The sequence below is a fragment of the Paenarthrobacter nitroguajacolicus genome (genome assembly GCF_007786235.1).
Lineage (GTDB): Bacteria > Actinomycetota > Actinomycetes > Actinomycetales > Micrococcaceae > Arthrobacter > Arthrobacter nitroguajacolicus_A.
Genome location: NZ_VNFK01000029.1, coordinates 1 through 26036, shown reverse-complemented (window position 1 = coordinate 26036; position 26036 = coordinate 1). Strand labels below are relative to the sequence as shown.

Annotated in this window: 23 protein-coding genes and 1 tRNA gene; 14 read left to right on the top strand and 10 right to left on the bottom strand. The window is 62.7% G+C overall.

Annotation, left to right across the window (positions count from 1 at the left end; all coding sequences use genetic code 11):
• Positions 1-359: 359 nt before the first annotated feature.
• The 5 genes from FQP90_RS22375 to FQP90_RS22355 all read left to right on the top strand — a co-directional run bounded on the left by FQP90_RS22375 (position 360) and on the right by FQP90_RS22355 (position 6313).
• The gene (locus FQP90_RS22375) at positions 360-1925 is read left to right on the top strand and encodes an NCS1 family nucleobase:cation symporter-1 (protein WP_144653266.1); all 1566 of its coding nucleotides are present in this window, start codon (positions 360-362) and stop codon (positions 1923-1925) included.
• 32 nt (positions 1926-1957) lie between these two features.
• Positions 1958-2704 carry an aspartate/glutamate racemase family protein gene (locus tag FQP90_RS22370; RefSeq protein ID WP_144653265.1) on the top strand — a complete coding sequence of 249 codons (747 nt, stop codon included), beginning with the start codon at positions 1958-1960 and terminating at the stop codon, positions 2702-2704.
• A 36-nt stretch (positions 2705-2740) separates the two neighbouring features.
• Positions 2741-3508: an SDR family oxidoreductase gene (locus tag FQP90_RS22365; RefSeq protein ID WP_144653264.1), complete on the top strand. Its 768-nt coding sequence runs from the start codon at positions 2741-2743 to the stop codon at positions 3506-3508.
• A 137-nt stretch (positions 3509-3645) separates the two neighbouring features.
• Positions 3646-4647 (top strand): endonuclease domain-containing protein, encoded by a 1002-nt coding sequence (locus FQP90_RS23710; RefSeq protein WP_244296945.1) that lies wholly within the window; start codon positions 3646-3648, stop codon positions 4645-4647.
• A gap of 178 nt (positions 4648-4825) precedes the next feature.
• On the top strand, positions 4826-6313 hold the full coding sequence (locus FQP90_RS22355; protein WP_144653263.1) for a cation:dicarboxylate symporter family transporter: 1488 nt from the start codon (positions 4826-4828) through the stop codon (positions 6311-6313).
• Positions 6314-6384: 71 nt separating this feature from the next.
• Here FQP90_RS22355 and FQP90_RS22350 read toward each other — a convergent pair whose 3' ends face one another.
• Entirely contained in the window at positions 6385-6795 is a 411-nt protein-coding gene (locus FQP90_RS22350) for a sterol carrier family protein (RefSeq protein ID WP_144653262.1), read from the bottom strand.
• A 20-nt stretch (positions 6796-6815) separates the two neighbouring features.
• Positions 6816-7832, bottom strand: coding sequence for an asparaginase (locus FQP90_RS22345; protein ID WP_144653261.1), 1017 nt, complete (start codon positions 7830-7832; stop codon positions 6816-6818).
• A 105-nt stretch (positions 7833-7937) separates the two neighbouring features.
• On the opposite strand from FQP90_RS22345, the gene purD reads away from it, so the two are divergent.
• Both purD and FQP90_RS22335 read left to right on the top strand, forming a co-directional pair.
• Positions 7938-9248: a phosphoribosylamine--glycine ligase gene (gene purD / locus FQP90_RS22340; protein ID WP_144653267.1), complete on the top strand. Its 1311-nt coding sequence runs from the start codon at positions 7938-7940 to the stop codon at positions 9246-9248.
• A 2-nt stretch (positions 9249-9250) separates the two neighbouring features.
• Complete coding sequence (locus tag FQP90_RS22335; protein WP_144653260.1) at positions 9251-10189, top strand: phosphoribosylaminoimidazolesuccinocarboxamide synthase; 939 nt, start codon at positions 9251-9253, stop codon at positions 10187-10189.
• Positions 10190-10265: 76 nt separating this feature from the next.
• Here FQP90_RS22335 and FQP90_RS22330 read toward each other — a convergent pair whose 3' ends face one another.
• Positions 10266-11531, bottom strand: a complete 1266-nt coding sequence (locus FQP90_RS22330) for a helix-turn-helix domain-containing protein (protein ID WP_144653259.1) — start codon at positions 11529-11531, stop codon at positions 10266-10268.
• A gap of 126 nt (positions 11532-11657) precedes the next feature.
• On the opposite strand from FQP90_RS22330, the gene FQP90_RS22325 reads away from it, so the two are divergent.
• On the top strand, positions 11658-11882 hold the full coding sequence (locus tag FQP90_RS22325) for a hypothetical protein (protein ID WP_144653258.1): 225 nt from the start codon (positions 11658-11660) through the stop codon (positions 11880-11882).
• Between the two features lie 215 nt (positions 11883-12097).
• Here the strand turns inward: FQP90_RS22325 and FQP90_RS22320 are convergent.
• The 5 genes from FQP90_RS22320 to FQP90_RS22300 all read right to left on the bottom strand — a co-directional run bounded on the left by FQP90_RS22320 (position 12098) and on the right by FQP90_RS22300 (position 19334).
• A tRNA-Pro gene (locus tag FQP90_RS22320) sits at positions 12098-12174 on the bottom strand.
• A 75-nt stretch (positions 12175-12249) separates the two neighbouring features.
• Positions 12250-14082: an ABC transporter ATP-binding protein gene (locus FQP90_RS22315; RefSeq protein WP_144653257.1), complete on the bottom strand. Its 1833-nt coding sequence runs from the start codon at positions 14080-14082 to the stop codon at positions 12250-12252.
• Positions 14079-15878: an ABC transporter ATP-binding protein gene (locus FQP90_RS22310; RefSeq protein WP_144653256.1), complete on the bottom strand. Its 1800-nt coding sequence runs from the start codon at positions 15876-15878 to the stop codon at positions 14079-14081. The genes FQP90_RS22315 and FQP90_RS22310 overlap by 4 nt, the downstream gene beginning before the upstream one ends.
• Before the next feature lie 166 nt (positions 15879-16044).
• Positions 16045-16992: a metallophosphoesterase gene (locus FQP90_RS22305; protein WP_144653255.1), complete on the bottom strand. Its 948-nt coding sequence runs from the start codon at positions 16990-16992 to the stop codon at positions 16045-16047.
• A 2-nt stretch (positions 16993-16994) separates the two neighbouring features.
• Positions 16995-19334 carry a transglycosylase domain-containing protein gene (locus FQP90_RS22300; RefSeq protein ID WP_144653254.1) on the bottom strand — a complete coding sequence of 780 codons (2340 nt, stop codon included), beginning with the start codon at positions 19332-19334 and terminating at the stop codon, positions 16995-16997.
• On the opposite strand from FQP90_RS22300, the gene FQP90_RS22295 reads away from it, so the two are divergent.
• Genes FQP90_RS22295 through FQP90_RS22285 form a run of 3 tightly spaced genes read left to right on the top strand, consistent with a single transcriptional unit; the run spans position 19333 to position 20956 of the window.
• A complete protein-coding gene (locus FQP90_RS22295) occupies positions 19333-19488 on the top strand; it encodes a DUF4177 domain-containing protein (protein WP_011775990.1) in 156 nt (51 codons plus the stop codon). The genes FQP90_RS22300 and FQP90_RS22295 overlap by 2 nt on opposite strands.
• 2 nt (positions 19489-19490) lie before the next feature.
• On the top strand, positions 19491-20027 hold the full coding sequence (locus tag FQP90_RS22290; RefSeq protein ID WP_144653253.1) for a RidA family protein: 537 nt from the start codon (positions 19491-19493) through the stop codon (positions 20025-20027).
• Positions 20028-20044: 17 nt separating this feature from the next.
• On the top strand, positions 20045-20956 hold the full coding sequence (locus tag FQP90_RS22285) for an NUDIX hydrolase (protein ID WP_144653252.1): 912 nt from the start codon (positions 20045-20047) through the stop codon (positions 20954-20956).
• Positions 20957-21013: 57 nt separating this feature from the next.
• On the opposite strand, the gene FQP90_RS22280 is transcribed toward FQP90_RS22285, so the two are convergent.
• The gene (locus FQP90_RS22280) at positions 21014-21991 is read right to left on the bottom strand and encodes a helix-turn-helix transcriptional regulator (RefSeq protein ID WP_144653251.1); all 978 of its coding nucleotides are present in this window, start codon (positions 21989-21991) and stop codon (positions 21014-21016) included.
• A 66-nt stretch (positions 21992-22057) separates the two neighbouring features.
• On the opposite strand from FQP90_RS22280, the gene FQP90_RS22275 reads away from it, so the two are divergent.
• The gene (locus tag FQP90_RS22275; protein WP_244296947.1) at positions 22058-23206 is read left to right on the top strand and encodes an epoxide hydrolase family protein; all 1149 of its coding nucleotides are present in this window, start codon (positions 22058-22060) and stop codon (positions 23204-23206) included.
• 85 nt (positions 23207-23291) lie between these two features.
• Here FQP90_RS22275 and FQP90_RS22270 read toward each other — a convergent pair whose 3' ends face one another.
• Positions 23292-23969, bottom strand: a complete 678-nt coding sequence (locus FQP90_RS22270) for a Crp/Fnr family transcriptional regulator (protein WP_011775987.1) — start codon at positions 23967-23969, stop codon at positions 23292-23294.
• A 234-nt stretch (positions 23970-24203) separates the two neighbouring features.
• Between FQP90_RS22270 and FQP90_RS22265 the strand changes: the two genes are divergently transcribed.
• Positions 24204-25388, top strand: a complete 1185-nt coding sequence (locus tag FQP90_RS22265; RefSeq protein ID WP_144653249.1) for a MarP family serine protease — start codon at positions 24204-24206, stop codon at positions 25386-25388.
• 97 nt (positions 25389-25485) lie between these two features.
• Positions 25486-25950: a type II 3-dehydroquinate dehydratase gene (gene aroQ / locus FQP90_RS22260; RefSeq protein ID WP_144653248.1), complete on the top strand. Its 465-nt coding sequence runs from the start codon at positions 25486-25488 to the stop codon at positions 25948-25950.
• Positions 25951-26036 lie beyond the last annotated feature (86 nt).

The following is a 26036-nucleotide window of genomic DNA, read 5'->3' as shown; positions in this document are numbered from 1 at the left end:
GGATCACGATCAGGCAGCTGGGCAGTCAACCCGCTGAGGATGTGTGAGGTCTCTTCTCCTGCAGCCACGTCCAACCTCTCTTCATTGAATGTCTGGGCGCTTGCTCTGTGGGGGCGCTCAAGGAATTTCGTATTGTGAGAATAAAATTCTGCAATTCGAGATTACGTCTGCAGGTCGGCAGCGTCAACACGGATTGCGTAACCAAAACAGTCAACTGGGAAACCGCTGCCCAAGCAACCAAATGTGACCCTGCATACACCTATGAGGTCTTGACCGAGCGTGACCTGCGTCATAGAGTACTTTCACTATTCAATAACTTGATTCCGCAATGTGGAATCAGTACGAAGTGGAGATCCACGATGCAGACGACTTCATCAGTCGGCGTCAATGAGACTCCGGAAGACGCAAAGACGGGTGCCCCCAACCACCCGGTCGTGGGAAACACGGATCTTTGCGCGATTGCTTCCGAAGCCGCAGGCCGTACCATCAGTCCCAGTCTTTACAACATCGACCTCGCCCCCACCAAGGCCAAGGGCCGCAAGTGGACGAGCTACAGCATCTTTACCCTCTGGGCCAACGACGTCCACAGCCTGGGTAACTATGCGTTTGCCATCGGCCTGTTCTCCCTCGGGTTGGGTGGCTGGCAGATCCTGGTGGCACTCGGAATCGGCGCCATTCTTCTCTTCGCCCTGTTGAACTTCTCCGGGTTCATGGGCGAGAAGACCGGCGTGCCGTTCCCGGTGATGAGCCGTATCAGTTTCGGTATCCGCGGCGCCCAAATCGCCAGCCTGGTCCGCGGCGCCGTTGCCGTGGCGTGGTTCGGCATCCAGACATACCTGGCATCGGTGGTCCTCCGCGTCATGTTGGTCGCCATGGCTCCCGGCCTCAAGGACTTGGACAACAATTCCATCCTTGGTCTTTCAACCTTGGGCTGGCTGTCCTTCGTGGCTCTTTGGATCGTGCAGCTGGTCATCGTCAGCTTCGGCATGGAAATGATCCGTAAGTACGAGGCCTTCGCCGGGCCGGTCATCCTGGTGACCATGGCCGCGATTGCCGTGTGGGTCTTCATTGAAGCCGGTGGCGCCATCCAGTGGAGCGGCATCAAGGGCCTTGAAGGTACCGAAATGTGGCTCACCATCTTTGCCGGCGGCGCGCTCTGGGTCTCCATTTACGGAACCTTCGTGCTGAACTTCTGCGACTTTACGCGGTCCTCCACCTCCAAGAAGTCCATCGTCAAGGGCAACTTCTGGGGCATTCCCATCAACATGCTGGTCTTTGGCGCCATCGTCGTCGTCATGGCCGGCGGTCAGTACAAGATCAACGGCACTGTCATTGAAAGCCCCTCCGACATTGTGGAGAGCATCCCCAACACGCTCTTGCTGGTCCTGGCTTGCCTTGCCTTGCTGATCCTGACCATCGCCGTGAACCTGATGGCCAACTTCGTGGCTCCTGTCTACGCACTGACCAACCTCTTCCCGCGGCACCTGAACTTCCGCAAAGCGGCGTGGGTCAGTGGCACCATCGGCCTGATCATCCTGCCGTGGAACCTCTACAACAACCCGATCGTCATCGTGTACTTCCTCGGTGGCCTGGGTGCCCTGCTCGGCCCGCTGTTCGGCGTTGTCATGGCCGACTACTGGCTGGTCCGTCGCGGCAAGGTCAACGTCCCTGAGCTCTACACCGAGGATCCCAAGGGTGCCTACTTCTACAAGCGCGGCGTGAATCCGAAGGCCATCATCGCGATGATCCCTGCAGCCGGCCTGGCGATCGCCATCGCCTTCATCCCAGGCCTGGCAGCAGCTGCGCCGTTCGCTTGGTTCATCGGCGCCGGCGTCGCAGCGCTCACGTACTTCGCCGTAGCGGACAAGAAGCAGGTCCACGAGGACGTCTCCGGCGAGCCAATCGCCGTCGCCAGTACCCACTAGGCGCCGTCAACCCAAGATATAAAGGACATTCCATGCGCATCCTTGTCGCAAACGTCAACACCACCCAGTCCATGACGGACTCCATTGCAGCCCAGGCACGTGCGGCGGCTGCGCCGGGCACTGAAATCATCGGGATAACGCCCCGCTTTGGTGCCGATTCATGCGAGGGCAACTTCGAAAGCTACCTCGCGGCCATCGCCGTCATGGACGCCGTGGTCAACTACCCCGAGCCGTTCGACGCCGTCATCCAGGCCGGCTACGGCGAGCACGGCCGTGAAGGTCTCCAGGAGCTTTTGGACGTGCCCGTTGTGGACATCACCGAGGCTGCGGCCAGCACCGCGATGTTCCTGGGCCACAAGTATTCGGTGGTCACTACGCTTGACCGTGCAGTTCCGCTCATCGAGGACCGCCTGAAGCTCGCAGGGCTGGAAGCACGTTGCGCGTCCGTCCGTGCCAGTGGCATGGCTGTCCTTGAGCTCGAGGAGTACCCGGAGCGCGCAGTGGAGGCGATTGTGGGACAGGCTGAACAAGCTGTCAGCAATGACAAAGCCGAGGTCATTGTCCTTGGCTGCGGCGGCATGGCGGGACTCGACGAGCAGATCCGCCAGCGCACCGGGGTGCCCGTGGTGGATGGAGTTGCCGCTGCGGTCACCATCGCTGAGTCATTGGTCCGGCTCGGGCTGTCCACGTCCAAAGTCCGAACCTATGCCACGCCTCGCCCCAAGACTGTCATAGGCTGGCCGATAACTGCAGTCCAGCCGGCCGAAGCCGCCCGCTGACCCAAGCGCTGAACGCACCACCCGAAAGGCAATCACATGACTGACTCCAGCCCGCCCGCAGACGCAAGGGTCGCCGTCGTCACCGGTGCAGGTTCGGGTATTGGGCGGGCAGTTGCCCGGCTGATGCTCGCTGAGGGGTACCGCGTTGCCTTGGCGGGGCGCCGCGAGGCGCAGCTGCTCGAAACCGCGGACGGGCACCCGGACGCGCTGGCAGTTCCGTGCGATGTGACAGTGCCCGACGACGTCGCTCGCCTTTTCGCGGAGGTTCGCCAACGCTGGGGTCGGGTGGACGTGCTGTTCAACAACGCCGGCATCTTCGGTCCCGCCGGGGATGTGGGGGAGATCGGCGTTGACGAATGGGAAGCAACCCTGCGTGTCAACGTCACAGGGTCCATGGTGTGCGCGGCGGAGGCTGTCCGGACCATGAAGGACCAGGAACCGCGGGGTGGGCGCATCATCAACAATGGCTCCATCTCGGCCCATTCGCCCAGGCCCAGGTCTGTTGCGTACACGGTCACCAAGCATGCGATGACGGGCCTGACCAAGAGCATCGAGCTTGATGGCCGGGAGTTCGGGATCACGTGTGGGCAGATCGATATCGGCAATACCCGCACGGAGATCATGGACACCATCGGTGTGGGATCCGGAGCCCTCCAGGCCGACGGCAGCCGCAAGGTGGAGCCCATGTTCCCCGTGGAGGACGCTGCCCGCGCCGTGCTGATGATGGCCAACATGCCGGCCACGGCCAGTGTTGGATCATTGGTAGTCACTGCTGCCGGCATGCCATTCGTGGGCCGCGGCTAGCGAGTTTTTGTACACTTACCGCCCTTAAATCGGGCCCTTAAGGCCATCTGCTGTACAAAAACTCGCGGCCAAGCGGGCGGGCCTGTGGATAACGTCCCGCCGGCTCCTTCGCTGTGACTCAATAGGGCATGCGTCCTTTGTCGCCTCTTCCCTTTGCCCTCTCGAATCGCGCCTTCACCATCAAGGAGGCCGCGGAATATGGCGTCGCTCCTAAGCGACTCCGGGCAACTGACCTGGTGGTGCCCAGCCGCGGACTCCGCATTCCGCAGAAGCCGCAGACTCTACTGGACGTCGCCCGGCCCCACCTTGAACTTCGTCAGGGCGATTTCCTCAGCCACATCAGTGCCGCTGAGGTACTGGGACTGCCGTTGCCTCCTTGGGCGCATTTCAAACCCGACGACGGCGGGCCGGTGACCGCAGTTGCGGAACCTGTTCCTTGGGGTCCCAAGAGTGGCCCCCACTTTCGCGAACCAGGGAGATTTATCCATCTGTCACGGTCGCGGGGTGGTTCTTTGCCGCGGCGAAGAGGGGTGGCCGGTCACCGGCTGACGTTGCGGGACGCCGACCTCGCTGACCTGGACGGCGTTGTGCTCACGTCCGTGGCGCGTACATGGGTGGACCTGGCCACGATGCTGCCGATTGAAGACTTGGTGGTTGCCGGCGACGCCATTGTCAGCGAACATACCCGCACGTTCGGTCCGGCAAGGGTGGCGATGGTTTCCTTGTCCGAACTACGCGCGTTCGTTGCGCGGGCCAACGGTGTCCATGGTGTTCGCAAAGCCCGCCTGGCACTCGACGACTTGAGGGTGGGCGTCGACTCCCCGCCGGAAACCAAGCTGAGACTCATGCTGGAGGACGCCCGCTTGCCGGCTTTTATCCCTAACTGTCCAGTGATGGATGCCTTGGGGCGGCCTGTGTGGACGGACTTGGGGTGCCCTGAGTATCGCACTTGCCTGGAGTATGAAGGCCTTCACCATCTATCTCCCGAACAGCAGGCGCTGGACGCCTATCGGGACCAGCGGGTTGCAGACGCCGGTTGGCGACAGGTCAAGATCAACAGGATCGACATGCGGCAGGGGCAGAGGTGGGTGGTTGCCCGGGTGGCGCAGGCCCTCCGCAAGCAGGGCTGGGCAGCGTAGTTTTTGTACAGCTCCCGCCCCTAAACGCCCCTCATGCGGGCATCACCTGTACAAAAAACCAATTATGACTTCCACAATATGGAAAACGAATTTCCCCTTGCGGAATGGTGTGAGCAGGATTACATTTGAAAAATCCCCTCAAAATGTGGGGCTGTTCCCAAATGATTGGTTCAGATCAATGAAGATCCCAGACCCCGCGGCGCTGAAGGCGAGTTCGGCCCCGCAGAAGAAAAAGCGGCTGTACCAGTCGCTCTTTTTTCAAATCCTGATCGCCGTCGTCGCAGGTGTACTCATCGGTCATTTTTGGCCGACCATTGGGTCCGCCCTCCGGCCACTGGGTGATGGATTCATTCAACTCATCAAGATGATCATCGCCCCGCTGATCTTCCTGGTAATCGTCACAGGCATCTCAGCTGTTGGCGACGTCAAGGCAGTCGGAAGGGTTGGGGTCAAGGCACTCCTGTACTTCACCGGAGCCACCCTCTTCGCCCTCGTCTTCGGGCTCATCGTCGGAAATATCGTTCAGCCTGGTGCTGGCCTTAACATCGACCCCGCTTCGCTTTCGCAGGATGCACTCAACGCCAAGACCGGCAACGCGCCTCCCAAGGACGCCGCCGCGTTCATCCTGGATGTCATTCCCGTCAGCGTGATTGGTGCTTTCGCCAACAACAGCCTGCTTCAGGTGCTGTTCTTCTCGGTATTCTTCGGTGCCGCCATCGTGGTCATCGGCCGCGAGCGTTGCCTCCCTGTCATCAGCCTCATGGAGACTGTCCTGGAACTGATCTTCAAGATCATGTCCTGGATCATGAAGGTGGCCCCCATTGGTGCATTCGGTGCCATGGCGTTCATCATCGGCCAGTACGGGCTTGGCACGCTGAGCACCTACGCACTCCTTATAGCCGCCTGCTACGGCGCGGCCATTGTCTTCATCGCCCTGTTGTTCCTGGTGGCATGGAGCTTCGCCCGGGTTCCGCTATGGCAGTTCCTCAAGTACACCCGCGAAGAATTCCTGCTGGCACTCGGCACGGCCTCCACGGAAGCGGTCATGCCGCGCATCATGACCAAACTGACCAACGCCGGCTGCTCACGAGCCACCACCGGTTTGGTCGTTCCCACGGGCTACTCCTTCAACCTGGACGGCGCTGCGATTTACCTGTCCATCTCGCTGCTGTTCCTTGCGCAGGCCTTCGGCCACAACCTTGACCTCGGCCAGCAGCTGGCGGCCCTCGGCGTCCTGCTCCTGACCTCCAAGGGCATGGCTGGCGTGCCGGGTTCGTCCTTCCTGGCGCTCTCCGCCACGGCAGCAGCCCTGGGGATCTTCCCGGTAGCCGGCGTTGCACTCCTCCTCGGAGCCGACCGCCTCATGGACTCCATGCGCGTCGTGGTCAACCTGCTCGGTAACTGTGTAGCTACCTTCGTGGTGGCCAAGTGGGAAGGCCAGTTCGACCGCAGCGTCATGGTCCGCGCCTTCAACGGAGAGATCACCAATCACGACTCCGCCGTGATGCTCGGCAAGGAAGAAGTCTTTGAGGAGCAGGAACTCCAGCGCATCAGTGAGGGCCAGGAGCCTTCACCCAAGTTCCGTGGTGGTCCAGCCGCGGACGACATTCCGCAGTTCGAGATGAGCAAACGGGGCCAGTCATCAGCCCCGGTCTGCCCGGACTGACCTGGCGAGTTTTTGTACAGCTGATGCCCCTGAGACGTGGTCTTAGGGGCATCAGCTGTACAAAAACTTGTTTACAGGGGCAGTAGTTCCGAGAGGTCGGCGCGCAACCCGGATGCGGTCACCTTGTGGGCTGAAACGGCGTCCGCCCAGGAAATCCGGCCGGTGACCAGCGACAGCCAGGTGGCGGCGTCGCACTCAATCACATTCGGGGGAGTGCCGCGCGTGTGGCGTGGCCCCTCAACGCATTGCGTGACGCCGAACGGCGGCACCCGGACCTCCACCGAATTGCCGGGCGCGCGGGCGGTGACTTCCTCCAGCGAGTAGCGGACCGCCGTCGCAATCAAAGAGCGCGACGGCGGTGCCCCGGCAGAGGCGCCCGGCTCACCTGCGGCTTCGGTTTCGGCAGGCTCGACGGCGGCCTGCCACGCTGCCAGCGCAGCGCGGCCTTCGGAAACATCGACGCGGCGTCGGGCAACAGCCATGGTTCTTCCTTAAGTACGTGTTAATCGAGCAAAGCGGAGACGGCGTGGCCAAGTCGGATCCGGCCCACGGCACGGCCGCCGCCCAGTACGGGTTCCACCACGCGTTCCAGGACGCTGGAGACAGCTGGGATGTCCACGGCGCCGCTGACGGCAAGGAGGGTCAGGCCCACCAGTGATGTTGCGCGGAGGTTGCCGTCGAGTACCTTGACTGCCACCGTGGCACCGGTGGGAGTGGCCAGGACCAGGACACCCTCGGCACCGATCTTGGCCAGGACCTCCAGCTCTTCCATGACCACGGTGTTCGATTCACCTTTGCCCTGGACGGCCCACGGGTAATCCAGCATGGATGTGGCGATGGTGGCTGCGCGTGCGTTGGAAGATTTATCGCCCGGGGACTTGGCCAGGCGGGAGTACGCGCGGGCCAGTCCGGTCAGCGAGAGTGCGGCCACGGGAGCCCCGCAACCGTCGATCCCCAGGTGCGAGATGGTTTCGCCGCTGTACTCCTCGATCACGGATCGCACTCGTTGCTGGAGCGGGTGGTTCGGTTCAAGGTAGCTGCGGAGGTCCCAGCCATTCTCCGTGCAGGCCCACAGGAAGGCTGCGTGTTTGCCGGAGCAATTGAAGGCCAGCCTGGACTGGCCGCGCTCGGACCGGACCAGCCAGTTGCGGGCCGTTTCATCCTGCGGCCATGCCGTGGGGCACTGCAGGTCTTCTTCACGGACGCCGGCGGCTTTGAGCATGCCTTCCACCACGTCCATGTGGTCCAGGGAACCGGTGTGGCTTCCGCAGGCGACCGCTACCTGGGCGCCCCGAAGCGGCACGCCCGACTGCATGGAAGCCAGGGCCTGGAAGGGCTTGAGGGTGGAGCGGGCGTAAATGGGAGCGTCGATGTCACCAAGCCGGGTGACCACCGAACCGTCACCGGCAAGAACGACGGCGGCGCCGATATGCCGGGACTCAATGAAGCCACTGCGTTCGATCACTGCCAGTTCGACGGCGGACTCTACGTTGAACGTTTCATGCGAACTCATGGGCATGAAGCAAGTCTATGGCGCGGCGGGGTGGTTCCCGGGCCAGGTGGTGCGGTCCGGTGCGTGACACAGCTTAGGCCGAGCGCGCTGCACAAAGTACCCTTGAAGACTGTGAAGGTACTCGTCATTGGCCCAGGCGGCCGCGAACACGCCATTGTCCGCTCTCTGCTTGAAGATCCCAACGTTTCCGAGGTCCACGCGGCTCCGGGCAACGCGGGCATCAGCAAACTCGTTCCCACCCACGCGATCGACGGGAACAACCCGGAGGCCGTGTCCGCCCTCGCCACCAAGCTGGGTGTGGACCTCGTCGTGGTCGGTCCCGAGGCGCCGCTGGCTGCCGGTGTGTCCGACGCCGTCCGTGAAGCCGGCATTCCGGTGTTCGGTCCCAGCAAGGAAGCAGCCCAGCTGGAGGCTTCCAAGGCCTTCGCCAAGCAGATCATGGCCGAAGCGGGCGTTCCCACGGCCATGGCCCGGGTTGCCACCAACGCCGAGGAAGCAGCCGATGCGCTGGATACCTTTGGCGCCCCGCACGTCGTCAAGGACGATGGACTGGCAGCCGGCAAGGGTGTCGTTGTCACCAAGGACCGCGAGGAGGCCCTGGCACACGCCCAGGCGTGCTTCGACGCCGGTGGAACCGTGGTCATCGAGGAATTCCTGGACGGCCCCGAGGTTTCCCTGTTTGTCCTGTGTGATGGCCGCACCACCGTCCCGCTGTCCCCGGCGCAGGACTTCAAGCGGATCTTCGACAACGACGAAGGCCCCAACACCGGCGGCATGGGCGCCTACACCCCGCTCGAGTGGGCTCCCGAGGGCCTGGTCCAGGAGGTCATCGACCGCGTGGCCCAGCCCACCGTGGACGAGATGGCTCGCCGCGGCACCCCCTTCATCGGCGTGCTGTACTGCGGACTGGCGCTCACGTCGCGCGGCACGCGCGTCATCGAATTCAACGTCCGCTTCGGAGATCCCGAGACCCAGGCTGTCCTGGCTCGTCTCAAGACCCCGCTCGGTGCTCTGCTGCTGGCAGCTGCCAAGGGCGAACTGGACACCGCGGAAGAGCTGCGCTGGTCCAAGGACACCGCAGTCGCCGTCGTGGTTGCTGCCGAAAACTACCCGGACGCGCCCCGCACCGGCGACCGCATCCGCGGCCTGAAGAAGGTCGACGAGCTGGACGGCGTCCATGTGGTCCACGCCGGCACCAAGCTGGACGACGAAGGCAAGGTTGTCTCCGCAGGCGGCCGCGTCCTGGCCGTTGTGGCGCTGGGCTCGGATCTGGTGGAGGCCCGTGAAAAAGCGTACGACGGCGTGGAGCTGGTTCAGCTTGAAGGCTCGCAGTTCCGTACGGACATCGGTGGCAAGGCCGCCCGCGGCGAAATCCGCGTGCCGTACACAGGCACCGGAACCATCCCGAAAGTGCAGGCTTGAGCATGACTGATTCCCTTCCCGCAGGCGGTTTCGAGACCGAGACCCTGGATCTTCCCGGCTGGACCCACGTCTACTCCGGCAAGGTGCGCGACCTCTACGTTCCCGCCGATGAAGCCATCACGGAGAAGATCGGCCAGGAATGTGTCCTGGTTGTCGCCAGCGACCGGATCAGCGCTTACGATCACGTCCTGAGCAGCGAGATCCCGGACAAGGGCCGCGTCCTGACGCAGCTGAGCCTGTGGTGGTTCGATCAGTTGGACGTTGAGCACCACGTGCTGGCATCCACCGTTGATGGTGGCGTTCCGGCCGCCGTTGAGGGCCGGGCCATGATCTGCAAGAAGCTGGACATGTTCCCGGTGGAATGCATCGCCCGTGGTTACCTGACAGGTTCGGGCCTGGCCGAGTACAAGGAACACGGCACCGTCTGCGAGATCCCGCTGCCTGAGGGCCTGGTGGACGGCTCGCGCCTGGAGAAGGCGCTGTTCACTCCCTCCGCGAAGGCTGAGGTTGGTGAGCACGACGTCAACATCACCTACGACGACGTCGTAGCCATGGTGGGTGACGACATCGCTGCCCGCCTCAGCGAGCTCACGCTGAAGATCTACACCCGCGCCGAGGAGATCGCCCGCGAACGCGGCATCATCCTGGCCGACACCAAGGTGGAGTTTGGCATCGACGCCGCCACGGGGATCATCACGCTGGGCGACGAAGTCCTCACGCCGGATTCTTCGCGATTCTGGGACGCGTCCACCTACGCCCCGGGCAAGTCGCAGCCCTCGTATGACAAGCAATACGTCCGTGACTGGCTGACTTCCGCCGAATCCGGCTGGGACAAGTCCTCGGACACCCCGCCGCCGGCCCTGCCCGCCGATGTGGTGGAGCGCACCCGCGCCCGCTACGTAGAAGCGTATGAAAAGCTGACCGGCCGCACCTTCGCCTAGGTCTACCCAACTGGGGGACAGCACACGTTCCACTGAGCGCTCAGTGGAACGTCTGCTGTCCCCCAGATTGGTTTAATCAGGCTTCCGAGTGTTCCTTGGCAGCGCGTCGTTCGGCAAGGCGGATCTCCAGGACGGCGTCCATGGCTTGCTGGACCCTGTCCGATGCGCCGGCCGCGCTGAAATCGTGCTGCGCCTCTTCCAGGTAGTGCAACGCCTCCGAGGCCTCGCCGGCGGCCTTCAACGATTTGCCCAGCAACAGCGAAACCTCGCCGGCAGTGTGTCGGGCCAGAACCTTGCGGTCTTCGTAGATTTCGCGCAGCTTCTCCACTGCTGCAGGAATGTCCCCTGTCAGGTAGAGCCAGCGGGCGCGGATAAACGCAACCTCAAGCTGGTCAGTCTTGTTTCCGCCCACAATCGACAACGCGAGTTCGGCACGCTCAATGGCGGACAGCGTCTCGGGTTCCACAATTCCGGAGGAAAGGCGGACCGCTGCGGACGCCTTGTTGAAGCGGGCCCACAGTTCGATGTCGTTCGCGGGGGAGAGCAGCTTGGCCGCGCGCTCGTGGTGTTTGATGCCCTCAACATAGTCGTGGCGCATGAAAGCCACGTTGCCCACTACCCACGCGACCTCGCCGGCCAGCTGGGACATTGAGTGCTCGTCCATGTGCTCGATCATGGCCAGGCAGTAGGTCCACGCTTCGTCCAACTTGCCGCTCTCGGCCAGCGCACCGATCAGCGCGCGGTGCGCGCCAATGATGAGCGTGGATCCCTTGGGCAGCTGCTCGCACAGCTTAACTGCCTGCTTGGCATGCTCGACGGCGGTGGCCAACTGACCTTGTCCGTGGCACACAGCGGCAAGCATCTGCCAGGCACGCACTCCGAGGCCCGCGGACTCCGTGGCCATGGGGTGTTCCAACAGGTGCTCAACGATTTGCTGGCATTCCTTCAGTTGGCCTTGCTTCATCACGCACTCGGCCTGCATGTAGGTCATGTTCCACCAGGCGCTGTTGTTCTTCGCCTCAAGGGCGATCTGCGCGGCGGTGGCGGCGTGGCTGGCAGCGAGTGGGTAGTCGCGAAGGTCCCAGGCCTGCCGGGCGTACAGGCCGGCGAGGACGTATTCGGCGTCGCTCACGGAAACGGGTTGGCTCCACGCTTCCAAAGCTTTGGGTGCGAGCTCAAGCCGTCGGGCGAGCTCTTCGATGACCTCCGCAGTGGGCTCACGACGTCCGGTCTCAAGCAGCGAAATATAGCTTGGCGAGTACAAGTTCTTGCCGAGCTCGGCCTGCGTTAACCCACGTTCGAGCCGTTCGGCACGTAGCTTCTCGCCGAATCCGTTTCCCACGGGTTCCTCCTACAGGTGTCTTTTTGACCAAAACCTTGACAGTCTCTGTGGAAAACATTTTACAATGTATGTCAACAGGGACCGCGCAATTTCCGTAACGAATCCGACTCGCATTGGGGAAATACTATGTTCAAGAAAATCATCGCTTCAGTGGCCGTGGCGGGCGCACTGACCTTGGCGGTTGCGGCTCCCGCAGTCGTGTCTGCAGCTCCGGCTGCGGACTCCAGCACAGTTAGTGCCATTGGCAACTGGCCCGATCCTATGCGTATCGCGGCACCTACCAAGGACAAGGCTTCCACTCCGCCGACGTACACCACGTTGTCCATCGGCAACTGGCCTGATCCTATGTAAGCAGTAGTTCTGCAGGAAACCCCGGGGCGTGACGAGCGATGCCCCGGGTTTCTTTTTGCCCTTTTGTGGGTGCGCTGGCGACACCCAAACCCGCAGGGGACGCGTATACGGATTGACGACGCCCGGATATGGGTGGCACGGGCGGGGATGCGTGGCGTGGAGGAATGTTCGGGAAAACAAAAATGGCGCCGATTTCTCGACGCCATTTTCGTATTTGGTCGGGATGACAGGATTTGAACCTGCGACCTCTTCGTCCCGAACGAAGCGCGCTACCAAGCTGCGCTACATCCCGATCCGCTGCGAAAGCAACTGTTCAAGGATAGCTGAATCGCTGCCTGATGCGAAATCGAGGAGCTGGTGTGCCTCGTCACACCAGGGAGTCCCGCCAGGCGCCGTGAAGCTGGGCGAACCGACCGCCTCCGCTGATCAGCTGGGCCGGCGTCCCGTCCTCAACGATTCGGCCGTCGTGGACCACCAGGACCCTGTCGGCCGTCTCCACCGTGGACAGGCGATGGGCGATGATGATCGCAGTCCGCGCAGCATCTCCGCCAACCACACCCTCCAGCAGATTCGCCAGCCCTTGCTGGACCATCCGTTCGGACGGGATGTCCAGCGATGACGTCGCTTCATCCAGGATCAGCACTGCCGGTGCCGCCAGGAAGGCTCGGGCGAAGCCAATGAGCTGCCGTTGGCCCGAGGAAACGCGTCCGCCGCGCTTGTTGACGTCGGTGTCGTAACCTTCGGGCAAGCTCATGATGAACTCGTGGGCCCCGACCGCCGTGGCGGCAGCTTCGATTTCAGCGCGCGAAGCCTCTGGGCGGCCCAGTGCGATGTTGTCCGCCACGGATCCGCTGAAGAGGAACGCTTCCTGGGTCACCATCACCACGGCCCGACGAAGGTCAGTGGTGGAGAGGTCCCGGAGATCGACACCGTCCAAGGTGATGGCCCCGGACGTGACGTCGTAGAAACGGGCCACGAGCTTGGCCAGCGTGGACTTGCCGGCACCTGTCTGGCCCACCAGCGCAATGGTCTGCCCGGCAGGAATGTGCAGGTCCAAGGTGGGAACAACCACTTTGCCGTCGCTGTAGCCGAATTCAACACCCTTGAAGTCGATCTCGCCCCGTGAGCTCTTCAGCGGTACGGGGTTCTTGGGCGGACGGACGGTGGGCACCTCCTCGAGGAGTCCGGACACCTTCTCCAAGGCCGCCTGAGCGCTCTGGAACGAGTTGTAGAACATGGCCATCTGGTCCACCGGCTGGAAGAAGCGTTTGGTGGAGAGGATCAGGGCCAGCAGGACACCGACGGCGAGGTCGCCGCTGAGCACGCGGAAACCGCCGAAAAGCAGGACTACTGCCACGCACACGTTACCGATCAGCACCAGGCCAGGCTGGAAAATGCCGTTCAGGTTGATGGAGCGGACGGTGTTCTTGCGGTAGTCCTCAGCCAGCTGGCCATAGCGGTCGGCGTTCTCGCGCTCCTTACGGAACGCCTTCACAGCGCGGATTCCGGTCATGGTCTCCACGAAGTGCACGATCAACCGCGCAGACACTACGCGGGATTCCCGGAAGGCGATTTGCGAATGCTTCTGGTACCAACGCGCCAGGAAGAACATCGGGACGCCGGCCGCGAGCATGATCAGGCCGCTCCGCCAGTCCAAAGCAAAAACAGTCACAGCGGTGAACAGCATGAACAGCATGCCGGAAGCAAGCGAACTCACGCCGGAATCCAACAGCTCGCGCAGGGCCTCAAGGTCGGAAGTCTGCCGGGCGATGATGCGGCCCGAGGTGTACTTCTCGTGGAATTCCAGGCTGAGGCGCTGGGTGTGCCGGAAGACCCGAAGCCGCAGGTCCAGGAGCATGGCCTGGCTCAGCCGGGCCGTGGATGTCACGTAGAGCGCGGTCATCCCGGCCGTGGCAATTGCGGCCGCCAGGTACAAAGCACCAGCCAGCACCAATGGCCCGTGGTCGCCAGCCTGAAGTGCCGGCAGGGCGTTATCGATGCCAAAGGCGATTAATGCCGGCCCCGCTACGCGCGTGAGCTGCGAGATCACCACCATCACGATCGTCAACCAGAAACGCAACCGCACCGGCCGGATCAGCGAGGCAAGCAGGGTGAGCGACCGCCGTCGTACCGCTTTGCTGTCTGCTTTGGTGAGGAGCGTGTTGTCCTCGTTGGCGGTTCCAAACGTTGTGGCGCTCACCGGCGGGCCTCCTCAGCTTCTTCGAGCTCGTCCAGTTCGCTGTCGAGGTCCTTCGGACCGGCCTCCAGGCTGGCGATGACGTAACGGTAGTGGTCGTTGTCGGCCAACAGTTCCGTATGGGTTCCGACGGCGGTGATGGTTCCGTTTTCGAGCAACGCCACCCGGTCCGCCAAAGCCACAGTGGAGGGGCGGTGCGCGACGATCAGCGTGGTGGTCTCGCGCAGGACCTCACGCAAGCGGGCCTCAACGCGCTCTTCGGTGTTCACGTCGAGGGCAGAGAGGGGATCGTCCAGGACCAGGACCTTCGGTTTGGCGGCGATGGCACGGGCCAGGGCGATGCGCTGCCGTTGGCCGCCCGACAAGCTCAGCCCTTCCTCGCCGATCAGGGTGTCCACGCCGTCCGGCAGTGAGTAGGCGAATTGGGCCTGCGCCACATCCAACGCCTCATCAAGGGCAGCGTCGCTGGGTTCCGGGGCGCCGAGAAGGACGTTGTCCCGCACGGAGCTGGAGAACAACGTGGTGTCCTCGAAGGCGACTGCCACGATCCTTCGGAGCTCTTCGATGCTGTAATCTCGGACATCCACGCCGTCGATGGTCACCGCGCCCTCGGTGACGTCGTACAGACGGGGGACCAGCTGGAGCAGCGCGCTCTTGCCGCTGCCGGTGATGCCCACCAGTGCCATCGTTTCGCCGGGGCGAATATCAAGGGTGATGTCGTGCAGTAGGGTGCCGCCGTCGTCGAACCCGAAGCCGGCGTGCTCAAAGCGCAAGGCGCCCTTGACGGTGCCCGGCACCGTGGGCTTGGCCGGGGAGGTGATGGAGTTCTCCGTGTCCATGACCTCGAAGTGACGGTCCAGTGCGGTCTTCGCCGTCAGGGCCATGGCCAGGAGCATTCCCGAGAATTCAACGGGAGTGGCCACCACTGCTGCGGTGGCAAAGAAGGCGACCAGCGAACCGATGCTCAGCTGCCCGCTGGCTGCCAGCATGATGCCCACCACCAGCCCGACGCCCAGGGCAAGTTCCGGCAGCAGCGTGACCACCAGGGTAAAGCCGGCCTGCTGCTTGGCTTTGGCGATTTCGGTTTGGCGAAGCTCTTCCGCTTGGCCGTTGAAATTCTCCAGGGCTTCGCGGCTCCGGCCGAAAGCCTTCAGGACGCGGATCCCGTGGACGGATTCCTCCACAGTGGTGGCGAGGTCGCCGGCCTGGTCCTGGCTGAGGCGGGTGACCAGGCTGAAGCGGCGGCGGAAGCGGAAGGAGTTGATCATGATCGGCACGGCTGCGGCGAGGAAGATCAGGGCCAGCTGCCAACTCATCGAAAACATGACCCCGACGCCGATGATCACCGTCAACGTGGTGACCACCAGCATGATCGCGCCGAACGCCATCCAGCGGCGCAGGAAGCTCAGGTCCGTCATGGCCCGGGAGAGCAACTGGCCGGAGCCCCAGCGATCATGGAACGCCACCGTGAGTTGCTGCAGGTGGCCGTACAGCGTGACGCGCATGTTCGTCTCCACCGTGGTGGCGGGGTTGATGACGAACTGCCGGCGCAGGGCCACCAGCCCGGCTTCGGCCACGCCGAGGGCAAGAATTACGACGGCGGCAATCCACACTGCGTCCGTGGAACCGCCGGGCTGCAGCGAGTTGTTGACCAAAACCCGCAGCACCTGCGGAATAGTGAGCGCGACAATGCTGGCGAGCAAGGCGCAGATCAGGCCCATGAAAAGGCGGGGGAGGATGGGCCGCACATGAGGGTACAGGCGGCCGACGGAGGTGAAAAATGACGTTTGCTTGGACATGCCCGCTTCTCAACAGCTGGATCTTCAGATGGTGCGGAGTAGTTTCCCGTAGCAACTACCCTATGCCATGGCGTGATTCGGTTCACAGGACCACGCAACGTCGGTGAAATGTTTTACCCAGTTATTGGGGATCGTAATGGCGCCTTGCTCTTTAGCTGCGGGTTGTTTAGCTGCGGGTCGTGAGGGTCAGCAGCACAGCTTCGGGACGGCAGGCGATGCGGACCGGCGCAAAGCGCGAGGTGCCGATGCCGCCTGAGACATTCACCGGCGTCGTGAATCCATCGCTTTCCCAATCGTGGAGGCCCTTGGCCCGCCACGTGGGGAGGTCGCAATTGGAGACGAGGGCGCCGTAACCCGGGATGCAGATCTGCCCGCCGTGCGTGTGGCCGGCAATGATCAGGTCTGCTCCAGCTCCGGTGAAGTGGTCCAGCACGCGCTGGTACGGAGCGTGGATGACAGCGACTTTGAGGTGGGGCCGGGCATCCTGGTTCACAGTGCCGCGGGGCCAGCCCGCGTAACGTTCGCGCTTCAGGTGCGGGTCATCGACGCCGGAGAAATCGAATCGAAGTCCGTTGAGTACCACGGACTGGGCGCGGTTGGTCAGATCGATCCAGCCACCCATCCCGAAAGCGGAGCGGAGCTTGGGCCAGTCGAGCTTGACGGGTTCGGTTTTGAGTTTTGAGGGGCCGCGGAAGTAGCCCGCCGGATTCTTGATTCTGGGAGCGTAGTAGTCGTTGGATCCCGGTACGAAGACACCCGGAAAGTCCAGCAGCGGACGCAGCGCCTCTATCAGGGGATCGACGGCCTTGGTGTGGCTCAGGTTATCGCCGGTGTTGACCACAAGATCTGGCTTCAGCTCTGCCAACGACTGGAGCCATTGAGCTTTCTTATCCTGACCCGGAACGAAATGGATATCGCTCAGGTGCAGAACGCGGAACGGGGTTGAGCCCTCAGGGAGGATCGGCAGGGTCTCGTGGCGGACCTCGAATTGGTCCTTTTCCCACCAACCATAGGCAGCTGCTGCCGCGGCCGCCGTCGCGCCGATGGCCGTAGTGACGGCGAAACCGCGCCCAACAGTGCGGACGCGGTTTGCCAGTGAATCACGGAAGGACACGCCTAGTCCTTATCGTTGTTGCCGTTATTGCCATTGTTTCCATTGCCACTGTTCCCGTTTCCGGTAGCCGGCGGGGGATTCTGCGTCGTCGGCGCAGGCGCGGTGTTCCGCTGTTGTGGGGCAGCAGTTCCGAGCAGGTTGGAAGGCGGCTGCTGGAACGGGTTCGTTCCATAAGCCGGAGCCACAGACAACATGTAATTGGTGAACTGGGGACCAGCAATCATGTAACCGTCGATGGCCGGGTAGAACTTGCCGTTGACGGTCAAGTTGCGCCCCGGGCGGAGCTGGTCACCGAGCGGGTCACCGAACCAGGATGCCGTGGCGAGGCCGGAGGTGTAACCAACAACCCAAGTGGAGCCGTTGGAGTCGTTGGTACCGGTCTTGGCAGCTACCGGGAAGTTGTTGCGTGTGGAAAGCGCCGGCCGGATCAGCGAACCCGAACCCGCATTCAACACTTCCTGCATTGCGTAGGCGACACCCCGGGCAACTTCCGGTTTGACCGCATCCTTGCAGTTGGAGGACTGTGCGGGCAGGTCAGCGCCAGACTGGTCCTTCACAGAGGTTATGGCAATCGGCTCGCAGTACTTGCCATCGGCAGCGAACGTCGCGAAAGCAGCTGCCATGGTCAGCGGCGCGGTCTGTGTGGCACCAATCAGGTTGGACAGCGTGGTCATGGGGACCTGCGGGTTCGGATCGGTGATCTTGCCGGAGTCGTCACGTGCAGGCAATCCGCCGTGGATTCCGGTGGCGTCCACAATTCCTTGGATGCCACAGAGATCAACCTGGGCTGCGGAGGCAAACGTTGCGGTGTTGATGGAGTTCATGAGGCCGTACAGGACGGTCATGTTCCGGTAGTAGCCCTCATCAGAGTTCTGAAGGTCGAAGCTACCGGCCACGTTCCTGTCGTAGAAGCCATTGACGGGCGTGGGACAGGTGTTCCGCCACGGGAAGTTGACGCCATACTTTCGGACGCTGGCGTTGATGTTCTGGTTCATCGACTTGCCCTCGTTCAGCCACTGGGCGAACGTGAAGGGCTTCATCGTGGAGCCGGGCTGGAAGCCGCCAATACCGTTGAGGTCGTTGCCGTTGGCATCGAGGACGTCCACGTTGAAGTTCTGGGTCTGGTCGAACTTGCCTTCTTGCGGCAACCAGACGGTGTTCTGGGCCATGCTGACGATCTGGCCCGTGCCCGGCTGGACGGAGGTGATGGACGCGCCCCACTTGTCCGGGTTGGCGCCCGCCGTCGCATCCACTTGCTGCTGGGCTACGGTCTGGGCCGTCGGATCCAAGGTGGTCCGAATGGTGAGGCCGCCGCGCATGATCCGCTTCTCGCGCTCTTCCTGCGTGTCGCCGTAAGCCGGGTTGTTGAAGAGCAGGTGCAGCACGTAGTCACAGAAGTACGGCGCCATGGTGGCGTAAGCACAGCCCTGGCGGGCCGGCGTGACCTTGGTGGTGACAGGGGTGGCAATGGCTTCGTCGTACTGGGCCTGCGTGATCTTGCCCTGATTAACCATGGAGGCGAGTACCAGGTCGCGACGTTTCTTCGCGTTGTCCGGGTTCGCGATCGGATCGAAGGCCGACGGGCTGTTCACCAGACCGGCCAGCAGTGCAGCCTGGGGAAGTGTCAGGTCCTTGGCGGAGGTGCTGAAGAAGAACTTTGATGCAGCCTCAATGCCGTAGGCGTCACGGTTGAAGAAGACGATGTTGAGGTAGCCCTCAAGGATCTGTTCCTTGGAGAACTTCTTCTCCAAGGCGATAGCCAGCTTCATTTCGCGGAGCTTGTCGCCCACGCCCTTGTTGACGCCGTTAAGCAGGACGTCTTCACTCTTGCCGGACGCCACCAGGGACTCATTGATGACGTTGTTGACGTATTGCTGGGTGATGGTGGAAGCGCCCTGCTTGTTGCCGCGGGCGGTGCTCACCAGTGCTCGCATGATGCCGGTGGTGTCGATGCCGCCGTGCTCATAAAAACGGCTGTCCTCGATGGCGATGACAGCGTCCTTGATGAACGGGCTCATTTGGTCCAGCGGAACCTTGGTGCGGTTCTCCGCGTAGATCGAGGCGATCGGCGAACCGTCTTTCGCCAGGATCGTCGTGTTCTGGCTGGGCGGATCCACCTGGAGTTCCGCCGGCAGAGTGTCAAAGAACTGAATTGAACCACTTGCGGCACTGCCCGAAACGGCCGCGGCGGGGACCAGAAGGCCCGCTACCAGGACGCCACAGATCGCACTCACGCCAAGGAAACCTAGAATCTTTCCGAGGGTGGTGGCAGTGTCGAATATGGGGTTCTTGCGAGTCACCATGTTTTCCACTTTACCGGCAAGGGCTAGGCTTTCTGTCATGACCAAATGGGAGTACGCCACGATTCCGCTCATTATTCACGCCACGAAGCAGATCCTGGACCAGTGGGGCGAGGACGGCTGGGAGCTTGTCCAGGTCGTCGGTGGACCCGATGGCAAAGGCCTTGTCGCATACCTGAAGAGGGAGAAGCAGTAACCATGACAACCCCCGCAGAAACCACGTCTGCCGCGGAATCCGGCGCCCCCACGTCTGCTGTTGAGCAGCGTCTGGCGGAGCTCGGACTGACCCTCCCCGAGGTCGCCGCTCCGGTTGCTGACTACGTGCCAGCCATCGTCTCCGGCAACTACGTTTACACGTCCGGTCAGCTGCCCTTTATTAATGGCAAACTCGAAGCTACGGGCAAGGTATCGCTCGGTGAGTTGGGCGCTTCCGACGAACCCACGGTCGATCCCGCCGACGCCAAGCGCTACGCCGCCTTGTGCGCCATCAACGCCCTGGCAGCAGTCAAGAGCGTCATCGGCGATCTTGACCGTGTCACCCGCATTGTCAAGGTAGTCGGCTTTGTCTCCTCGGAGCCCACGTTCACCGGCCAGCCCGGTGTCATCAACGGTGCGTCCGAACTCCTCGGCCAGGTCTTTGGCGACGCCGGCAAGCACGCACGCTCCGCCGTCGGCGTTTCTGTCCTGCCGCTCGACTCTCCCGTAGAGGTCGAGCTCATTGCTGAATTCAGCTAAGGAACCGGTTCACCCAATTGCCGCAGCTTGCCCGCCGCCTGTTTGTACTGCCTCCCGAACTCGAAGGGGCAGCACAGAACTGGCTTGAGCTCGGCGAGCGGACCCCACGGACCGCCCGCTACGCATCCTCAGTCGTGCTGTTGCGCGATTCGCCCACCGGCTTGGAGACCTGGCTTGGTTACAGGCCAGGCTCCTCGCCGTTGGGCGTCGTCGCGTTCCCGGGCGGCTCCCTGGACCCTTCCGACGACGACCCCGTCGGTTGGTTGGGCCCCTCACCCCAGTATTGGGCTGAGCAGATGGGAACGGACGACGTCGGACTCGCCCGCCGTCACGTGGTGGGTGCCATCCGCGAACTCTTCGAAGAAACCGGCGTCCTGCTCGCAGGGCCCGACGCTTCCTCCACCGTTGAGGCAAACTCCACGGTGGATTGGATGCGGGCCCGCGAAGCCGTCGCAGCCCAGGAAAAGTCCTTCACGGAGATGCTGGCCAAGCGTGGACTGTCCCTCCGCACCGACCTCCTGAAACCCTTGGTCAACTGGCTCAGCCCGGACTTCGCACACACCCGTTTCAATACCCGTTACTTCGCCGCCACCGTCCCCGTGAACCAGCAGCCCTCCATTCTGGGAAGCAAGGGAGTCTGGGGCCGCTGGGTGTGCGCCGCCGAGGCGATAGCCCTCCGTGACACCCCTGCGCTGGGGGACGAAATAGGCCAGGCAAACACAATGGGCCTCACCCTGGGCCAACTCCTGGTCCCTGGCTCCGAGATCATGCTCGAAAAAATGTCTGCCGCGAACGGCTGCATCGCTTACCTGAGCTACAAGCGCAAAGCCCACGTGTACCAAGCGAAGCTCGTTGACGAAGGCGGAATCCTGATGCTCGAGGTCGAAGCCGCCCGAACCGTCGCCGGCGAACCCCAGCGGGAGCGCTAAGCCGCGGAACAATCCCGACGCTCTCTCACGTCCCGTCGGGTTTTACTGGACGCTCTCTCACATCCCGTCGGGATGCTGAACCCTATCGCCGTTCGCCGCCCGGAGATAGACGTGCGCCAGATGCCGCAGGTGAGGTACCAAAGCCGCCGGCGACTCCACGGTGAAATCCATGCCCAGCATGCCGATGTACGCGGCGATGGTTTCCAAACTGTCGGCACCGGTGACCAGCACTGACTCAGTATCCGAAATCGACTCAACTACCCCAACCGCGTGGTTGATTCGTGCGAGTACCGCCTCAGCGGGTGCGGCGATCCGGAGACGCGCGTGGACCTTCCAGCCGCTCGCCGCGATGGAGCGCATCGCGAAGGCGGTGTAGTCGCCTCCAGGGAGGGGGACCGGGGAGAACCGTCGCCAGGTCCGCATTCGCGGCTCAATCCAATCCGCGCGGAAAACTTCCCACTCACCCGATGTTGGATCACGCCCAACCAAGTACCATCGCCGTTCCCAACTCAGCAGGCGATACGGTTCCACCAGCCTGGAGGTTCCGCGATCGTCGAACCGGAACCACTCGACGTCGTTGATAGCTGCTGCGATTGCGGCCAGGACCGAGTGGGCTACTTCGGGATCGGGTGCATCGGTCCCGTTGTTCTCGGGAGCACGGTCTACGTTGGAGAGCGCCGCCAGGGTTGGTCGCAGACGCGACGGCAGCACTTGCTCGAGTTTGGCCAGGGCACGGGCGCTGGATTCGGCGACGCCCGCAATGCCTGCTGCGGTCCGCAGGCCGATTGCGACGGCCACCGCCTCCTCATCGTCGAGCAGGAGCGGAGGGAGTTTCCCGCCGGCACCCAGTCGATAGCCGCCGGCGGCCCCGCGCGTCGCGTCCACCGGATAGCCGAGCTCCCGCAGCCGGTCCACATCCTTGCGCACAGTGCGTGTGGACACGTCGAGGCGGGCGGCGAGTTCGGCACCTGTCCAATCTGGTCTTGCCTGCAGAACGGACAGGAGGGCCAAGAGGCGTTCAGCTGTGGAAGACATAGTTATGGATTCCTGCTTCCATTAGGAAGGAATGGTTCCTATATCAACAATATCGTCGTTGGCATGATGAACATCACGAAAACGAACATCGATATCCGCCCCTTCCGCATCGACGTTGCCCAGGCCGAACTTGACGACCTGATGGAACGCCTGTCCCGGACCCGCCTGCCCCAAACAGCGCCTGTTGACGATTGGGATGCAGGGACCCCCAACTCCTATCTTCGCGAGGCGGTGGACGCATGGACTACCAGCTTTGACTGGCGTGCCCACGAAGCGCGCATCAACGCCGTACCCCACTTCACCACTGAAATCGATGGACAGCGGTTCCACTTCATCCACGTGCGATCACCACATCCGGGAGCCACGCCGCTTCTCCTGGCCCACACCTACCCCGGCTCATCCGTCGACTACCTGGACATGATCGACGAACTCACCGACCCCGTGCCCTACGGTGGCCGGGCCGAAGACGCTTTTGACGTGGTGATCCCGGATGCCCCCGGTTTCGGATTTTCCCAGCCGGTGAATGAGACGGGGTGGACCACAGCACGCGTGGCGCGCGCCTATGACGCCCTGATGCGCGGCCTTGGCTACACCAACTACGGAATTCATGGCTCCGATAACGGAGCAATGGTGGCCCGGGAGCTCGGACTCCTGAACCCGGACGGATTCCTCGGCCTCCACGTCTTGCAGCTCTTCTCCTTCCCGTCGGGCGACCCTGGCGAGTTTGAACGGCTGGAACCGCAGGACTATGCAGGGCTGGCGCACATGGAGTGGTTCCAATCCGTCGGGGGCTACAACACCATGAACGCGAGTCGGCCGCAGACGGTATCCGTGGGACTGAGTGACTCGCCTGTGGGGCTGCTGGCCTACAGCGAGCTGTTCAACTCTTTCGGAAACGGCACCTCGCTGGTGCCGCTGCAGACGATCCTCACCGAAGTCAGCGTGAACTGGTTCGCAAACGCGGCGGCGGGGATGAGCCGGAGTTATTTCGAGAACGCACGCACGCAGGCCGAGCCGCAAGTAAATACTGCGCCCACGGGAGTCGCGGTCTTCAAGGACGACTTCCAGACGATCCGAGTCTTCGCCGAGCGCGACAATTCAAACATCGTGCACTGGAGTCGGTTCGAGAAAGGCGGACACTTCGCTGCCTTGGAAGTGCCATCGCTTGTTGCCGGCGACATTCGAGCATTCTTCGCAACGCTGCGCGCTGAGTAGGAACGCGCCGCGGAGGAACTTCCGGCAAGCTACCCACAAAAAAGCCGCCCCGGTGAATACCGGGGCGGCTTTTTTACAAAGCGACTTAGCGGGAGCGCTGGCGGAGGCGCTGCATGTCGAGGATCACCACGGCGCGGGCTTCCAGGCGCAGCCAACCGCGCTGCACGAACTCGGCCAGTGCCTTGTTCACGGTCTCGCGGGAAGCGCCGACCAGCTGGGCCAGCTCTTCCTGGGTGAGCTCGTGGGCAACCAGCACGCCGTCGGTGGCGGGGCGGCCGAAGCGGTCTGCCAGGTCCAGGAGGGCCTTGGCCACGCGGCCGGGGACATCCGAGAAGACGAGGTCGGACAGGGAGTCGTTGGTGCGGCGCAGGCGGCGGGCAAGTGCCTGCAGCAGCTGCGCGGAAACCTCGGGACGCGTGCGGAGCAGTGCGTTGAGGCTTTCGTTCTTGAGGCCGGCCAGGCGGGTTTCCGATACGGCCGTGGCCGTGGCGGTGCGCGGGCTGGGGTCGAACAATGCCATCTCGCCGAAGAGCTCACCCGGGCCGAGGATAGCCAGCAGGGACTCGCGGCCATCGGGGGAGGTGCGGCCGAGCTTCACCTTGCCGGAAACGATGAAGTAGAGCTGGTCACCCTGGTCGCCTTCGCGGAAAACCGAAGCTCCACGTGAAAGATCCACCTCGGTGAGTTCGTCCGTCAGCAGGCGGAATGCGTCGTCGTCAAGGGTGGCGAAGAGGGGTGCGCGGCGCAATACCTCGATGTCCATGAAATCTCCTGAATATAAGTTTCGGTCGTGGCGCTCCAGCCATTGTTTCAGAATTTTTGAGCTTCTGTGACGTACTTGGCACGTGAAACGCTGAAACGGCGCGGGTTTGGGGCGTTCCAGGCCCCTTATTGGCCTCGAATCGGCGGGAACGGGGTGTTTCGGCGTGATGGGACTAACGGTTCGCTGTCAGGGTCCACAACTACAATTGGCGCTACCCGGCTATGAGGAGCATTGGTGTTTGGCTTGACGATATTGGATTTGGCATTGATCTTGATGCTGCTGTCCTACCTGATCTATGGCCTGCGCAACGGCTTTATGGTCACCTTGGGTGGAATTGCAGGATTCGTGGTCGGAGCCATTGCGGCGTTCATGGCCGTACCGCTCGTCAGCGGTTGGGTGACCGACAGCGGCTGGAGGCTGACCGCCACGGTGGGGGCCGCCGTCGTGCTTATTGCCGTTGGTCATGGGATGGGAACCATGATTGGCCGCAAAATCCGCCACGCTGTGCGGATCAAGCCACTGCACGCAGTTGATCGGTTGATCGGTGGCGTGGTGAGTGTGGTTGTGGCAGCGCTGGTGATGTCCATGCTGGCATTCAGCGTCAGTTCGCTGGGTGTGCCGTTCGTTTCACAGCAACTGGCGGAGTCGCGCGTTATTCGCTCCATCGATAACCTGACGCCCACGCCGGTCAAGAGCACCATGGCGCAACTGCGCTCCACAGTCATTGGCGACGGGATTCCCAAGCTCATTGAAGGCATCGGGCCCGTGACTCCAGTGCCGGTCCCCAATGAGTCAACCGACACTCCTGCGTTGAACCAGGCGGCCGATTCGGTCCTTAAGATCGCAGGCACTGCGTTTGAATGCGGCCAAAACCAGACGGGTTCCGGATTTGTGGTTTCGCCCGGGCGCGTCGTGACCAATGCGCACGTCGTGGCGGGGGTGTCGCAGCCTGTTGTGGAGGTTCCCGACGGCGGTGCGTTGCCGGGTCGCGTGGTTTACTTCGACTCCCAGCGGGACATCGCAGTCCTGGCGGTGGACGGACTGCAGTCCAACCCGCTGCCGTTGAGCGCAGACCTGCCCGCGGGCAGCTCCGCGGCTTTCGCCGGCTATCCGCACGGCGGCCCGTTCCAGTCAAAGCCGGCAACTGTCCAGGGGATTTCCACCATCCTGGTGCCGGATATCTATGGCAACAACCCTTCGCCGGAGCTGGTCTACAAGCTGGCCGGTGATGTTCAGCCGGGCAACTCCGGCGGACCGCTGCTGACCATGCAGGGCCAAGTGGCTGGCCTGATCTTCGCCAAGACCACCACCGATGCCGCACTGGGTTTCGCGCTCACCATGGCGGACCTGGAACCGGTAGCCGCGCAGGCTCCGGGCCTTAGCGCCTCCGTCTCCGCAGGCCAGTGCACCCGTAAGTAGCCATCGCTCTCTCACATCGTGACTGTTTTCGGGGCACCCTCTCTCACTTTATGGGCGCAATTCCCGGACGCTCTCTCACAGCTATAGATTGGGAGCCATGACTGAAGCCTCTCCCGCCACCGAAGCCGGTCGCGGCACCATCCTTGTGATCAACGGCCCCAACTTGAATCTGTTGGGCACCCGCGAACCTGAGAAGTACGGGACTTCCACGTTGGCTGACGTGGAGCAACTCGCCATGACCGCGGCCGCAGCCCACGGCTTCACCGTTGACTGCGTGCAGTCGAACCACGAAGGCGACCTGCTCGACGCCATCCACGCGGCGCGCGGCACCGCCGTCGGAATAGTGATCAACGCCGGCGCCTACACGCATACATCAGTGGCACTTCGTGACGCCCTCGCAGCCGTGCAGTTGCCCGCCGTCGAGGTTCACATCACCAACGTCCACCAGCGCGAAGAATTCCGTCACCACTCTTACCTGTCGGGCGTTTGCAACGCGATCATCGTTGGCGCTGGCGTGCTCGGCTACAAGCTGGCCATCGATTACCTGGCTGACGCGGTCTAGATGTACTAACCCGGTTGGTTGGTGACGCGGCTGATGGGTGAGGCGCCTTTGAGTGCGGTGTGTGGCCTGCGTTGATTGTAGTGCTC